Here is a 13,545-nt window from a genome sequence, read left to right on the forward strand (position 1 = left end):
TCCTGGGCCGGTGCGGCGGCGGCCGTGACGGCGGCGGCGGCCGTCCACAGCAGCAGCGCGCCGAGGTGCTGGTCGTCCAGCGGTGCCGCCCCCCAGGGCCGGCCGAGTTCCTCGTACCAGCTGCCGAGGACGGTCCCTTCCCGCATCAGGGCGACCCCGGCGATCACGTGCAGCGGCAGGGCGGCGTACGGGACCAGCGTCCCGGCCGTCCCATGGAAGTACGCCAGCCCGATGATCAGGAAGCAGAGCATCGCGAGCGAGTGCAGCGCGTGGTTGCTGAGCGTCGCGCCGAACAGGGGCGACGGGTAGAACGCGTAGAGGCTGAACAGGAGCAGCACGGACGCGACGACGGGATGCGCGAGCAGCCGGATCCCGCGGCAGCCGGCCGCGGCGGCCAGGAGCGGCGCGTTCTCGCCCCGTGCGGCCCGGAGCGCCAGCCGTATCGGGGCCCCGTACAGCAGCAGCAGCGGGGCCAGCAGCCCGATGAGGACGTGCTGGACGGCGTGGGCGCTGAACAGGACCATGCTGTACCGGGAGATCCCGCTGCCGGTGGCGAGGAACGCGACGAGCAGCCCGGCGGCCCAGGCGGCGCTGCGGTGCCACGGCCAGTCCCGCACGCGCATGACGCCCAGCCCGTACAGGACGGCCCCCGTCACGATGAGGGTGAGGAACAGCGGGTCGATCCACCAGTCGAGCAGGTAGGGTCCGGGGCCCGCCGGACCGGGCAGCGGGAAGCCGAGGCGCAGCGCGACGATGTCGAGGGTGCCGGGGGCGTTCTCGGGCGGGGGAGTGCGGGAGAGCCCGGTGGCGAGGGCCATGGCCGCCGTCATGGTGAGGACCTCGACGGCCCCGAGCCGCAGGAAGGGCCGCATGCCCGTTCCGTCCCGCAGGGCGGGGATCGTGGTGCGCCGGTGCCACCAGCCCAGCCCGCCGAGGACGGTGAGGGCCGCGACCTTCGCCACGACCACCGTCCCGTACCGCGATCCGAGGTGGAGGCCGCCGAGCCGCACCCAGGCGTTGACGGCGCCGCTCACGGCGACGACGGTGAACGACGCCAGCGCCAGCCCGCTGTAGCGCCCGGCGATCCGCGGCAGCCGGTCGCGCAGCGCGGGCCCGGCCGTGAGCAGGGCGACGAGCCCGCCGATCCAGAGCGCGGCGCCCACGACGTGGGCGGCCAGGCTGTAGACGGCGAGCGCGTGGTACGAGGCGCCCGCCGCGTGGCCGGTGAACAGCGGCGGGAGCAGGGCGGCGAGCGCGGCCGCCAGCAGGTACCCGGAGCCGCCGTCCGCGCGGGGCAGGCCCGCCGCGACCGACAGCGCGACCGCGACGGCGAGGACGATCAGCAGTGCCCGTCCCTGCGGCAGCTCGATGAGGAGCGTCCGCATCATGTTCCCGGTCAGGCCGCCGACGCCGATGCCGAACAGGTCCAGGGCGCTGAACACGATGAGCACCAGCGTGCACAATGCCCACACCAGCGCCGTCATGGACGCGGCGCGCAGGCAGCGGCGGCCGGCCGGCGACGGCGGGCCGGCGAAGACGGCCGCGACCAGCAGCCACCCGACGGTGAGGACCGCGGCGACGTTCCCGCCGAGCCTGGCGACCGAAAGGCCGACCTTGGTCAGGGCCCCGGCCTGCGACAGGCCCGGCGCCGAGGTCTCGCTGAGCGCCCCGCCAAGCCGTATCACCAGCGCGAGGACGACCAGCGCCAGCGCCGCGGCGCCGATGGCGAGCATCGGCCTGCCGGTCGGGGGAGCCTGCTGCTCACGTGTCGCCACGGCCGGACATACGCATACGGCCGATCAGAAGGTTCGAAGCGCAATAAGGTACCGCCAAACCGATCAAGCGCCGAGGAGCGAGATGAGCGCCCAGGACCAGGGCAACACGTATCTGGAGAAGGTCGTCGCCCAGCAGGCGGTCCTGGAGGACGACCTCAGGGCGAGGCGCACCCCGGCGCCGGTGCCCGCCACCGCGGGCGCCATGCCGCAGCCGGGCGGTCCGCTGGCCAAACGCGACCGCGCCCTCGGCGGCGGCCCGGCCCGGGACCGTGCCGCGCCCGGCCCGGTGGACGTCCGGATCAGCGGGTTCTGGCGGTGGAGGAACGTGCTCGTCCCGCCGAACGCGTTCGTCGTCCACACCCGGCGCGGACGGGCGGAGCCGCTGCACATCGGGCTCGGGGTGTCGTTCCGGTTCAACCCGTCCACCGACTCGTTCCTCGTGGTGCCGGGCGCGACGCAGACGATCCTGATCAACGCGTACTGCATCTGCCGGGAGCTGCAGGGCGTGCTCGTCCAGGGCTACGTCCAGTGGATCATCCAGGACTTCGGCATCGCGTACCGCAAACTCGACTTCAGCGACGCCGACGACCCGATGCGGCTGGTCAACCTGCAGCTTCGGGAGCAGGCGGAGGCCGCGATCAAGGACAAGGTCTCCACCATGGGGGTACAGGACGTCCTCAGCGACAAGCAGCCCATCATCGAGGAGCTGACGGCCCGGCTCCGCGCGGTGGCCGAGGGGCAGGACGACGGCGAGCAGGGTCTCGGGCTGCGGATCGTCACCGTGCAGATCAAGGAGGCCGTGGTCAGCTCGTCCCGGCTCTGGGAGAACCTGCAGAAGCCGTACCGGGCGCATCAGGGGCAGATCGCCCGGCTGGCGGAGCTGGAGGCCGAGGAGGCCGTCGGGCAGCGCGAGATGGCGGCCGCGCGGATCAAGGAGACGCAGCGGCTGGAGCATGAGCGGGAGCTGGCCGAGCTGCGCGCCCGCAACGAGTCGCAGCTGTTCGACACCGAGGCGGCCGAGCTGCTGCGCCGCACGAAACGCGAGCACGACGACACCCGCGAGGTCGCCGAGATGGAGACCGAGACGACGCGGCACAAGCTGCGGATGGAGCGCGAGCGGCACGAGGAGGAGGCGGAGACGGGGCGGCTGCGCATCGAACGCGACCACGAGCTCGCCCGGCTCCGCGCGGAGGGCGAGCTGGCGCTGGCCGAGTCCCGCGCCCGGTCCTCGCACGAGCAGGCGCTGCTGGACCTGGAGCGGGAGGGCGCCCGCGCCGCGATCGAGAACGACCGGACGCCCGCCGCGGTGCAGGCCCGTCTCATCGCCACACTGCCGGAGATCATGGCCAAGCTGCCCAAGCCGGACGAGCTGCGCACCGTCACCGTCAACGGCGCCGACCAGACCAGCGTGGCCGGCCTGATCACCCAGCTGACCGCCGTGGTGGGCGCCCTGCGCTCCGCCACCGGAGACTGACCGGACCTCGTTCACCCGCGGCGTGCCGCCCTTGGGGAGCGTCTCTCAAGGGCGGCGCGCCGCACAGGTCAACGGGTGGGCGGGAAGATGACGGGGAGGGCGGTCAGGGCTCGGTGGAACGGGCCGGGGCGCCACTCCAGGTCGCCTGCCGGGGTGGCCAGGTCCAGGTCGGGCAGGCGGTCCAGGAGCGTCTCGATGGCGACCGACGCGATCAGCCGGGCGTGGCTCTTGGCCGGGCACGTGTGCGGGCCGCCGGTGAAGGACAGATGCGCGCGGTTGCCCTTGCGGTCGGTCATCGACCGTGACGGGTCGGTGTTGGCCGCGGCGTAGCCGATCAGGACGGGCTGGTGGGCGGGCAGCCGGTGTCCGTGGAAGTCGATGTCGTGGCGCGGGAACGTCGTCCCGTAGGCGACCATCGGCGGGTCGGTCCACAGGATCTCGTCGAGGGCGTCCTCGACGGGCAGGCTGCCGCCGGACAGGTCGCCGCCGAACCGGTCGTCCGACAGCAGGAGCAGGATGCCGTTGGCGATGAGGTTCTGCTCCGGCTCGGTGCCGGCGCCGACGAGCAGCGTGATCTGGTGGGTCATCTCGAAGTCGTCGAGCCCGGCGGGATGCCGCATCATCCACGACGTCACGTCCGCGCCGGGCTTCTGCCGCTTGTGCGCCACCAGTTCGAGGGTGGCCTCGCCGAGGAGCGCGTTGCCCTCCTCGGCGCCGACGGTGTTGAAGATGGCGCTCATGCCCCGCACGAGCTTGTCGCCGATGTCACGGGGGCAGCCGAACATCTCGTTGAACACCAGCAGCGGCAGCGTGCGGGCGTACTGGCCGATGAGGTCCGCCTTGCCGTCGGCGGCGAACGCGTCGATGAGGCCGTTCGCGGCGTTCGCGACGTGCTCGCGCAGCGACGCCGGGTCGACCCGGTCCAGGCTGTCGACGATCACGGACCGGAGGCGCGCGTGGACGGCGCCGTTGGTGAACAGGGCGTTGGGCCGGGTCATCATCATCGGCAGCACCGGGCACTCGGGGCCGACCTCCTCCTCCCACACCTCGCTGCAGCGCGGGAACCGGTCGGGGTCGCGCAGGATCTCCAGCGCCGCGTCGTATCCGAGGACGAGCGTCGCCGGGACGCCCGGGGCCAGTTCGACGGGCGCGAGGTCGCCGTGGGCGCGCATCCGCTCGTAGACGGGCCGCGGGTCCTTGGCGAACTCCGCTCCGTACATCGGGAAGCGGGCCGGTTCGCGGGTGGTCCGGTCGTCGGTCACGGTGTCTCCGTGTCGAGGGTGAGGAGGTGGTCGACGAGCGAGATCAGCGCCTCGGTGGACGACCTGCGGTCGCGGGCGTCGCAGGTGATCAGCGGCGTGGTGTCCGCGAGGTCGAGGGCCTCGCGGACCTCGGACTCGGGGAAGGCCGGCGACGCGTCGAAGTGGTTGACGGCCACCGCGTACGGCAGGCCCTGCCGCTCCACGAGGTCCATGATCTCGAACGACTGCTTGAGACGGGCGGTGTCGACGAGGACCAGCGCGCCGAGGGCGCCGCGCGCCAGGTCGTCCCACAGCCGGGTGAAACGCTGCTGGCCGGGCGCCCCGAACAGGTACAGGACGAGGTTGTCGCTGAGCGTGAGGCGGCCGAAGTCCATGGCGACCGTGGTGGTCGTCTTGTCCTCGATGCCGGCGAGGTCGTCGACCATCGCGCCGGCCTGCGTCATCCGCTCCTCGGTGCGCAGCGGGCGGATCTCCGACAGCGTCCCGACATAGGTGGTCTTGCCGACCGCGAAATGGCCGACGATGAGGATCTTGACGGCCGTCCGCACGCTGTCGCGCAGGTAGGGCGTCTCAGAGGCGAGCGCGGAGTCCATCGAGCACCTCCTGAAGGAGCCGGACCTGGGACTGCTGGGCCGCCGGCGCGCCGGCCCGGGTGGTGAGGTGCCCGGTGTCGACCAGATCGGACAGCAGGACCTTGGTGACTCCGACGGGCAGGCCGAGATGCCCCGCGATCTCCACGACCGACAGGGCGCCGCCGCGGCACAGTTCGACTATGCGGAGCTTCTCGGGGGACAGCCCGGTCCTCGAAAGCGGCTGCCGGGGGCCCAGGGCGGCCGTCCCCCCGGAGTGGAGCGGCAGGTCGCCGGTGGCGATCACGAGGGTGACGAGGTCGAACACGTTGCGGGTCGGGTGGGCCCGGCCGCCGGTGACGACGTGCGGGCGGACCAGTGCCCGCTCGTTCCTGCGCGGGGTCATGCGGGACGGCCCGCGCCGGGACGCGGCGGGCTGGTCATCTCCTTGCCCAGCCGCTGCACCAGTTCCTGCAGCCGGAACGACACGCTCTCCATGTCGACGTGCTGCGTCGCCGACACCGCCAGATACGCGCCGGGGCCGGCGGCGACGAGGAACACGTACCCGTCGTCGAACTCGTTGACCGTCTGCCGCCACGTGGTGCCCGGGTCGCCGCAGAACTCGGCGGTGCTGCGGGCGAGCGACTGGAGCCCCGACATGCCGGCGGCCTGCCGTTCCGCGTCGTCCCTGCTGATCCGCTCGGAGTGCGCCATGAGCAGGCCGTCGGCCGACAGCAGGATCGCGTAGCGCGTCTCCGGCATGCGCAGCGCGTCGTCCAGCATCCAGCCGAGCCGGTTCGTCCCGTCGTCCATCGCGCCGTCCCACCCCTCGTTCATGGCCGCAAGTCCTTGCTCTCGATGGCGGGCCCGGCGATGTCCGTGCCGTCGCCGCCGGACGGCGTGCCGGCGCGGCCGGAGCGCGTCCCGCGCTGCCAGGCGCCGAGGCCCGCGGCGGTGTCTCTGGCGGGCCTCGCCGGCGGCGGGCCGCCGGTGTCCGTCGCGGGCGGCTCGCCGTCCGTCCCGGCGGGCCGTTCGGCGACCGCGACGCGGCTGCGCTTGGGCAGGCCGCCGGCCGTGGACGGCCCGTCCTCGGCGCCGGTCTCCAGGGCCGGGCGGGGCGAGGCCACCGGTTCGGGCGGCCGCGCGTCCGGGACGGTGGTGAGCAGTGTGCTGGGCACGAACACCACGGCGCGCACGCCGCCGTAGGGGGAGCGGCTGTCGACCGACACCCGGAACCCGTAGCGGGCGGCGAGCACGCCGGCCACCGCGAACCCGACCTGCGGCGGGTCGCCGAGCCGGTGGATGTCCACCGAGGTCTGGCCCGACAGCAGGTCGGACGCGCGCTGCAGCTCGTCGGCGTCCATCGCGACGCCCGCGTCGTCGATCGTGATGGCGACGCCGTTGTGCGCGGACCGGAAGTTGACCTCGACGGAGGTGTCGGGGCGGGAGTGCCGGGCGGCGTTGTCGAGCAGTTCGGCCAGCGTCAGCACGACGGGCTCCACGGCCCGGCTCGTCACCGCGCTGTTCACCGTCCCCTCGATGTTGACGCGCAGGTAGTCGCGGATCCGGGACGTCGCGCCGCGGACCACGTCGGTCATCGAGGACGCCGAGCGCTGCTGCCCCGGCCACGACCCGCACAGCACGGCGGTGGCCTGGGTGCGCCTGCCGAGCTGGGCGTTCATGTGGTCGATGCGGAGCAGGCCCTCCAGGACGCCGGGGTCGTCGTGGCGTTCCTGCATGGTCGAGATGGCGAGCTGCTGCTCGTTGGCCAGGCTCTGCACGGCGCGCATCATCGCCCGCAGCGTCGACTTCGCGGACCGGTCGGACCGCTCGCGGACGCGAGCGGCGGACCCGGCGAACAGGTCCATCACGGTCTGCAGCGACTGCCCGTAGGCGGGCGCCTCGCGGTTCAGGTCGTGCAGCGGGCCGGCGACGTGCACGCCCGGGTTGCCCAGTGACTCCATGAGCTCCGGCAGCCGGACGTCGGCCAGGTGCCGCAGCTCCTTCTCCCGCAGGTCGAGACCACGGGCCAGCGCGGCGTTCTGCTCGCGCAGATCGGCGGTCGCCTGCCGCTGGCGTACCAGCAGGACCGCGGCGGCGATGCCCGCGCCCGCCACGATGGCGAACGCCGTCGCCAAGAGGAATTGCTCCATCAGATCCTCGGTGTACACGAATCGGGCGAGGCGGACCTGCGCGGACCGCCTCATGGCCGGGTTTCGGACGACGCGGATACGCCGCAGCTTCGGCACCGTAGGACGGGCGTGCACGGGGGCGCTTGTGCTCGCGCGCAGAGATCTTGCCGCCGGGCGCATCGCATGATCACGCGTCGTCTGATTCGGGTTACTTTCCGCTTGATTCGCCTGATTTGGCGGCGTGACCGTACTACGCTCACCTGCGGTGATCATCAGGTGCCGGCCGGCGGTCGGCCACGGCACGCGGACCGACCGGCGGAAGGGCCTGCGGTGGACGACTTCCTCGGCGGGCCGGTCCGGCAGAGCAGCGCCGCCTACCGGCTCGTCCTCTACCGGTCGGACCGGACCGACTACGTCCGCACCGCGGGCGACGCCCGCCGCGACCCCGACGACGCCTACCGCTTCCTGCTGCCGCTCCACGGCGAGATGCTCGTGCTCCGCGACTGCGGGCAGGCGCGGCTCCGGCCGGGGACGGGCGGCCTGCTGTCACCGGCGGTGCCGCTGCGGGTCATCCAGCGCCACCCCGCCCGCGCGCTCGTCATGACGATCCCGGCGCACGAGGTGGACGGCCGGCTGCGCCCCGCGTCGCCGCTCGCCACCCGCCTCGACCTGTCCGCCGGCCTCGGCCGCGTCGTCGCCGACATGGTCAGGGCCGTCGGAGACGAGACCCTCACCGAACCGCAGTTCGACGCCGCATGCGACCGGATCACCGAACTGCTGTGCATCGTCGTCGCCGGCGAGGACCGGCCGCCCGCACCCGGCCACCTCGCCGAGGTGGAGGCGGTCGTGCGCCGCTACGTCCGCGAGCACGTCACCGACCCCGGCCTGACCGGCGCCGCGATGGCGCAGGACCTCGGCTGGTCGCTGCGGCAGATCCAGCTCGCCCTCCAGCGGGCCGGGACCACCCCCCGCGAGCTGATCCGCGAGGAGCGGCTCCGCCTCGTCCGGGACCGCCTGCGCAACCCCCTCGACCAGCACGTCACCATCACCGACCTCGCCCACGCCACCGGCTTCTCCTCGGCCAGCGCCCTCAGCCACGCCTTCCGGCACCGCTTCGGCGTCAGCCCCCGCGAACTGCGGAGGCACGCCGCGCCCCGCTGACCCGTTCTGTGGCACATGACATGGACAGCCGCCCATCCCGGGCGTTCACTCGTGCCGTGGACGCATCCCTGGATCCCGCACCGCCCCGCGCCCTCGCGACCTGGTCGGGGCTGAACTGCTCCGTCCTCTTCTGCGACATCGCCGGCTTCGGCGACCCGTCCCGCGACGACGAGGACCGCCAGGTCGTCCGCGAGGTCACCTACCGCGTCCTGCTGTCCGCGCTGGAAACATCGGGCGTCCCGCCCTCGGAGACCTACCGCGAGGACCGCGGCGACGGCGCCCTGGTCATCGTCTCGCCCGCCATCCCCACCAGGTTCCTCATCGACCCCCTCGCCGGCCAACTGGCCGCCGCGCTCCGCCGGCACAACCACCGCGCCAGCGCCGCCGTCCGCATCCAGCTCCGCGTCGCCCTGCACGTCGGCCCGGTCACCCCCGACGCCGAGGGCCTGAACGGGCAGGTCATCATCCAGACGGCCCGCATCATGGAGGCCCCCGTCCTCAAGGCCGCCCTCGCCGAATCAGGCGCCGACCTGGGCTTCATCGTCTCGCCGTTCGTCTATGAAGCCTTCGTGGCCCACCTGCACGGCCCCGTGGATCCCCGGTCCTTCGAAAAGGTGACCGTCCAGGTCAAGGAGACGACCACCGAAGCGTGGATGTACCTGACCGGCGCGAACCCCCCGTCGACCCGGCCTCCGGCGCCGCGCTCACCCGACCCCGACGGCTCCACCATCTTCAGCGGCGACGTCCAGGTAAGAGGCGACCTGGTCCTCGGCAACAAAATCATCAACGAACGCTGACCCGGCGACCCCATCGCTCCCAGCCCTCGCTCTACGTTGCGTGGCCTTGAAGGCAGGTGTGCCAACTTTCTGGAACGGATAAATAAGTAACGCTTTCGAATAGTTGGCTCCCGTGTCCACTTCTTGCGTATACGAAGGTATGCAAGATTCTTGCATCGGATAGGCTATTTACGTAATCTGCTATTACGTTTACGCTCAACCAATGGACTATGGTTCTGTGCTTTTGGCTCTGGCTGGCGGTGTGATCGGATCGGGGTCGGCGCTTCTCGTTGATATGCAGCGCAGGAGGCATGAACGTCGTGAACGTTTCCTGGATAGAAGGCGCGATGCGTACGAACTGTTCCTTGCCGCTCTCATTGATACTGATGCAGGCATGCGAGCGCTTGCGCAAGCCGAAGGAACGCCAGTGACTCGTGATCGCGTTAGGAACGCTTTTGATGCGAATTCGCTCCTTGCGCTTCGATATAGAGTCCATCTGATCGCACCGGAGCCGGTAGTCAGCGCCTCCGACGAAGTTTATTATAGATTGCGTTACGTTCGGGAAGCGCTGGTCGAGACCAATCTGCCCGTTGGTGTTCGAGAGTCGCAGGAATGGCAAGATGTCCATAAGCCGTACAGGGACGCGCTCCAAAACTTAATCTCAGTGATGCAACATGACATCATAGGGTGATGTGTGATGTGTTGTTATTTTTATTGGGGTTTGGCGCCCTGTTGAAAAATCTACCTGTAGGTGGAGATATATCCATGGCCGCAGAGAAACCTTCTGAATGTCGAGTTAACGGAAAGTCGAGGGCGGGATTTGGCCGCCGCTACAGCAACCGTTCAAGCTCCCGGGAGATGGCGGCCGCCTCGGCCGTCGCAGTCCGCGCCTCGGCTGTTCGTCCGGCATCGTCGTGGATGGCCGCGAGGAGCCGAAGTGTCTTGGCCTCTTCATGGCGGTCGCGCAGCCGCATTGCCACGTCCTGCGCGAGGCGGGCCTTCGTCAGCGCTTCTGCGGGACGATCGAGAACGATCAGTATCTCGGCCAGGGCCCTCAGCGTGACCGTCTGACCGTAGCGGTACCCGACGCTCTCCTCCAGCGTGAAGGCCATTTCGGCGGTCCGGAGCGCCTTCTCCGCGAGCCCCATTCTCAGGTACACCTTGCTCAGCAGGTCGAGGGAGCTCGTGATCCCGCGTTCGTCCCCGATCTCCTGGCGAATCTTCAGTGCCCGTTCGGCGGCGTCGAGTGAGTGGTCGACGTGTCCCCAGCCGAAGTAGATCCGGGCCATGTTGTCGAGGGTCTCGGCCTCGCCCCTGAGGTCCCCGATCTCTTTGCGGATGGTCAGCGCATCGTCGGCGCATTTGAAAGCCTTGTCGTACCTGCTGAGCCCCTGGTATCCGCGGGCCAGGGTGTCGAGGGTGGTCGCCTCGGCGTGCCGGTCGCTGATCTCGCGGCGCATCACGAGCGCCTGCTTGCCCAGTTCGAGCGCCATCCGGTAGTCGCTGAGCTGAAGGTAGGTCCGGGCCATGTTGTCCAGGACGGCGGCCTCGCCGTAGTGGTCCTCGATCTGGACGCTGAGCTGGAGTGCGGACGCCGCCTCCAGGAGTGCCTCCTGGGTGCGGCCGAGCTCGCGGTAGATCACCGATAAGTGGTGGTGCATGAAGAACCGGGCCAGCGGGTTCGATCCGCGCTGTGCCGCCTCAAGCCCCAGCCTGTGGACCTCCAGGTTCTCGTGGCAGTACCGGCGCAACTCGAAGAAGTCGTAGACGGCGTCCGCCAGTTCCCAGGTGAGTTGATCCCAGTGCAGGCGGGCGACCTGCCGTGTGATCTCGGTCAGGTTCTGTTGCTCGAGCGCGAACCATTCGAGGTGGCCGGTCCGCTCGGCCGGATCCGGGTTCACGGGCGGTGCGGTCAGCTCCTGCCGGATCGTCCGGCGGTACCTGTCGAGGAACCGTCCGGCCTGCTGGGCGGTGGCGAGGTACCACATCGCGAGCCGCTGGACCGCCGCGCTCCGGACGACGGGCGAGTCCTCCTTGAGCGCGCGTCCCTGGGCGTACTCGCGCAGAAGTTCGTGCATGTCGTAGCGGTCGCGTCCGATCGCCTGGACGAGCCCGGCGGTCTCCAGCCGGTCCAGGAGCCGCCGGGCGGCGTCGGGGGTCGCCGCGAGTAGGGCGCCGACGGCCTCGGGCGCGACGTTCGGGCCCTCGACCAGTCCGAGGAACCGGAACGTGCGCCGCGTCTCAGCGTCGAGTCCCCGGTAGGACAGATCGAACGCGGCACCGACCGCCTCCCGGGGGTCGTCGCCCAAGGCGAGTTTGGACAGCCGGTCGCCGTCGGCGAGCGCCTCCACGGTTTCGGCGAACGACTGCCGCGGCCGGGCGGCGAGGTTCGCGGCGGCGACGCGGAGTGCCAGGGGGAGGCGTGCGCACATCTTGACGAGTTCCGCGGCGGCGTCCGGCTCGCGCCGCGTCCGCTCGTGCCCGGCCACTTCGCTGACCAGGGCGAGGGCCTCGGCCTCCGGGAGAGGGTCGAGCGCCTGGGCGCGCGCGCCGTACCTCGCCACCAGTGCGGTGAGTTTCCGGCGGGCGGTCACCACCACCACGCAAGAGGACGTCCCTGGGAGGAGCGGGGAGACCTGCTGCGGGTTCGCGGCGTCGTCCAGGACGATCAGGACGCGTTTGCCGGCGAGCCGTGAGCGGTAGAGGGCCGCGAGTTCGTCCTCGTCGACGGGCAGCCGGCTCGATGGAACCCGTAGTGTCCGCAGTGCCTGGCCGAGTGCTTCGCGGGGAGACAGGGCGCCGCGTCTGGAGTAGCCGCGCAGATCGATGAAGAGCTGCCCGTCGGGGAAGTGCTCCGACATCAGATGCGCCCAGTGCACCGCGAGCGCGGTCTTGCCGATTCCGGGCATACCGGTGAGCGCGATGATCACCGGTGCTGAGCCGCCGGTCTCGACGAGGGAGTTGAGCTGGGAGAGAACGTCCTGGCGTCCGGTGAAGCCCGGGATGCCCAGGGGAAGCTGGCGCGGGGGATCGTCGGCCTCCGGCGGCACCGTGGCCATGTGAACGATCTTGTTGCCGGAGACCGAGTCGCCTCCGATGTTCGCCCCGCCCAGATAGGTCGTCATGCCGGGCCCTCCGCGGTTAGATCGACCTGGGCTCACCGTAACCCGTGACGTTCCCGCGGACTGCGCACAAGTGCACACACCGCCTGGGCGTTACGTGGGGGGCGGGGGGCTGGGGAGTGTGACGGTCAGGTGGAGGCCGCCGGATTCGCGGGGGACGGCCGACACGGTGCCGTCGTGGGCGCGGACGATCGACTGGACGATCGACAGGCCGAGGCCCGCGCCCTTCGCGGTGACGACGCGGTCGGCGTCGAGGCGGCGGAAGGGTTCGAAGAGGGCGGGGACCTCGTAGCGCGGGACGGCGGGGCCGGAGTTGGAGACCTCCAGGACGGCCTGGTCGTCGTGTGTCCGGCAGGAGATCCTGACCCAGCCGGCTTCGGTGTTGTGGCGCAGGCCGTTCTCCAGGAGGTTCTGGACGACGCGTTCCAGGAGGAGGGCGTCGCCGGTGGTCGTGGCCTCGGCCGTGTCGGTCTCGACGGCGATGCCGGCGTCCTTCGCCTCCTGGGCGGTCTGCGATGCCACGTGCACGACGACGTCCGCGAGATCGACCGGGGCGCGGGTGGTGATCTCGTTCTCGGAGCGGGCGAGGAGGAGCAGGCCGGTGATGAGGCGTTCGTGGCGGGCGTTGATCTGCAGGAGGGTCTCGCCGAGCTGCCGGACGTCCGGGGACGCCGACGCGCGGTGCATCGCCACCTCGACCAGGGCGCGGCCCAGGGTGAGGGGGGTGCGCAGCTCGTGGGAGGCGTTGGCGACGAAGCGGCGCTGGCCGTCGAAGGACCGGTCGAGGCGTTCGACCATCGTGTCGAAGGTGTCGGCGAGCTCCTTGACCTCGTCGTGGGGGCCGCGGAGCGCGATGCGTTCGTGCAGGCCGCGGTCGGCGGCGGGTGAGCCGGCGATGCGGCGGGCGGTGTCGGTGACGCGGTGCAGGGGCGTGAGGACCCGGCCCGCGATGAGCCACCCGAAGCCCACCGCGGCCCCGCCGACGACGAGGAGCGCGATCGACCCCTGGGTGACCAGGGAGGTGGTGGCCGCGTCGTGCAGTTCGTCACGCTCCTTCTCGAAGAGGCGCCGGGTCTCCGCCATGAGCCGGCCGTTGTCGTCCAGGGGGGCGGGCGACGTGGCGGGGCCGGGGCCGGTGCGGGTGGCGAGGATCTTCGTGTTGGCGCGGGGCATCTGCTGGCCGAACAGGACGTAGGTGACGCCGAGGAGCAGCAGGCCCGCGACGAAGAACAGGACGCCGTAGGTGAGCGTCAACCGGGTGCGGAGCGACATCC

General features: G+C 71.2%; 11 protein-coding genes and 1 pseudogene. 4 read left to right on the top strand and 8 right to left on the bottom strand.

Annotation, left to right across the window (positions count from 1 at the left end):
• Positions 1-26 precede the first annotated feature (26 nt).
• Positions 27-1,733, bottom strand: a pseudogene (locus ACGFK0_RS06315) (cytochrome c oxidase assembly protein); the annotation flags it as partial.
• Between the two features lie 124 nt (positions 1,734-1,857).
• Between ACGFK0_RS06315 and ACGFK0_RS06320 the strand changes: the two are divergent.
• Positions 1,858-3,249, top strand: a complete 1,392-nt coding sequence (locus ACGFK0_RS06320; RefSeq protein WP_392901011.1) for an SPFH domain-containing protein — start codon at positions 1,858-1,860, stop codon at positions 3,247-3,249.
• 68 nt (positions 3,250-3,317) lie between these two features.
• On the opposite strand, the gene ACGFK0_RS06325 is transcribed toward ACGFK0_RS06320, so the two are convergent.
• From ACGFK0_RS06325 to ACGFK0_RS06345, 5 genes are read right to left on the bottom strand one after another with little or no spacing between them, the layout of a single operon-like run.
• Positions 3,318-4,511 carry a cytochrome P450 gene (locus tag ACGFK0_RS06325; RefSeq protein ID WP_392901013.1) on the bottom strand — a complete coding sequence of 398 codons (1,194 nt, stop codon included), beginning with the start codon at positions 4,509-4,511 and terminating at the stop codon, positions 3,318-3,320.
• Positions 4,508-5,104: an ATP/GTP-binding protein gene (locus ACGFK0_RS06330; protein WP_392901015.1), complete on the bottom strand. Its 597-nt coding sequence runs from the start codon at positions 5,102-5,104 to the stop codon at positions 4,508-4,510. Before ACGFK0_RS06330 ends, ACGFK0_RS06325 begins: the two co-directional genes overlap by 4 nt.
• Complete coding sequence (locus ACGFK0_RS06335; RefSeq protein WP_392901017.1) at positions 5,082-5,486, bottom strand: DUF742 domain-containing protein; 405 nt, start codon at positions 5,484-5,486, stop codon at positions 5,082-5,084. The genes ACGFK0_RS06330 and ACGFK0_RS06335 overlap by 23 nt, the downstream gene beginning before the upstream one ends.
• Positions 5,483-5,917 carry a roadblock/LC7 domain-containing protein gene (locus ACGFK0_RS06340; protein ID WP_392901019.1) on the bottom strand — a complete coding sequence of 145 codons (435 nt, stop codon included), beginning with the start codon at positions 5,915-5,917 and terminating at the stop codon, positions 5,483-5,485. Before ACGFK0_RS06340 ends, ACGFK0_RS06335 begins: the two co-directional genes overlap by 4 nt.
• Positions 5,914-7,233: an ATP-binding protein gene (locus tag ACGFK0_RS06345; protein ID WP_392901021.1), complete on the bottom strand. Its 1,320-nt coding sequence runs from the start codon at positions 7,231-7,233 to the stop codon at positions 5,914-5,916. Before ACGFK0_RS06345 ends, ACGFK0_RS06340 begins: the two co-directional genes overlap by 4 nt.
• Positions 7,234-7,542: 309 nt before the next feature.
• Between ACGFK0_RS06345 and ACGFK0_RS06350 the strand changes: the two genes are divergently transcribed.
• The 3 genes from ACGFK0_RS06350 to ACGFK0_RS06360 all read left to right on the top strand — a co-directional run bounded on the left by ACGFK0_RS06350 (position 7,543) and on the right by ACGFK0_RS06360 (position 9,840).
• On the top strand, positions 7,543-8,373 hold the full coding sequence (locus ACGFK0_RS06350; protein ID WP_392901023.1) for a helix-turn-helix domain-containing protein: 831 nt from the start codon (positions 7,543-7,545) through the stop codon (positions 8,371-8,373).
• Positions 8,374-8,429: 56 nt separating this feature from the next.
• Entirely contained in the window at positions 8,430-9,170 is a 741-nt protein-coding gene (locus ACGFK0_RS06355) for a hypothetical protein (protein WP_392901025.1), read from the top strand.
• 202 nt (positions 9,171-9,372) lie between these two features.
• Positions 9,373-9,840, top strand: coding sequence for a hypothetical protein (locus tag ACGFK0_RS06360; RefSeq protein ID WP_392901027.1), 468 nt, complete (start codon positions 9,373-9,375; stop codon positions 9,838-9,840).
• A 139-nt stretch (positions 9,841-9,979) separates the two neighbouring features.
• On the opposite strand, the gene ACGFK0_RS06365 is transcribed toward ACGFK0_RS06360, so the two are convergent.
• Both ACGFK0_RS06365 and ACGFK0_RS06370 read right to left on the bottom strand, forming a co-directional pair.
• Positions 9,980-12,274, bottom strand: a complete 2,295-nt coding sequence (locus ACGFK0_RS06365) for an ATP-binding protein (protein WP_392901029.1) — start codon at positions 12,272-12,274, stop codon at positions 9,980-9,982.
• A 90-nt stretch (positions 12,275-12,364) separates the two neighbouring features.
• Positions 12,365-13,543, bottom strand: coding sequence for a sensor histidine kinase (locus ACGFK0_RS06370; RefSeq protein ID WP_392901031.1), 1,179 nt, complete (start codon positions 13,541-13,543; stop codon positions 12,365-12,367).
• Positions 13,544-13,545 lie beyond the last annotated feature (2 nt).

Source organism: Spirillospora sp. NPDC048823, assembly GCF_043198445.1.
In the GTDB taxonomy this organism is placed as follows: domain Bacteria; phylum Actinomycetota; class Actinomycetes; order Streptosporangiales; family Streptosporangiaceae; genus Spirillospora.

Bases quoted from the DNA above. Each gene is read 5' to 3' on its own strand.
- ACGFK0_RS06340 (WP_392901019.1), bottom strand. From the start codon at position 5,917: ATGAACGAGGGGTGGGACGGCGCGATGGACGACGGGACGAACCGGCTC.
- ACGFK0_RS06370 (WP_392901031.1), bottom strand. From the start codon at position 13,543: ATGTCGCTCCGCACCCGGTTGACGCTCACCTACGGCGTCCTGTTCTTC.
- ACGFK0_RS06335 (WP_392901017.1), bottom strand. From the start codon at position 5,486: ATGACCCCGCGCAGGAACGAGCGGGCACTGGTCCGCCCGCACGTCGTC.
- ACGFK0_RS06330 (WP_392901015.1), bottom strand. From the start codon at position 5,104: ATGGACTCCGCGCTCGCCTCTGAGACGCCCTACCTGCGCGACAGCGTG.
- ACGFK0_RS06365 (WP_392901029.1), bottom strand. From the start codon at position 12,274: ATGACGACCTATCTGGGCGGGGCGAACATCGGAGGCGACTCGGTCTCC.
- ACGFK0_RS06360 (WP_392901027.1), top strand. From the start codon at position 9,373: ATGGACTATGGTTCTGTGCTTTTGGCTCTGGCTGGCGGTGTGATCGGA.
- ACGFK0_RS06345 (WP_392901021.1), bottom strand. From the start codon at position 7,233: ATGGAGCAATTCCTCTTGGCGACGGCGTTCGCCATCGTGGCGGGCGCG.
- ACGFK0_RS06320 (WP_392901011.1), top strand. From the start codon at position 1,858: ATGAGCGCCCAGGACCAGGGCAACACGTATCTGGAGAAGGTCGTCGCC.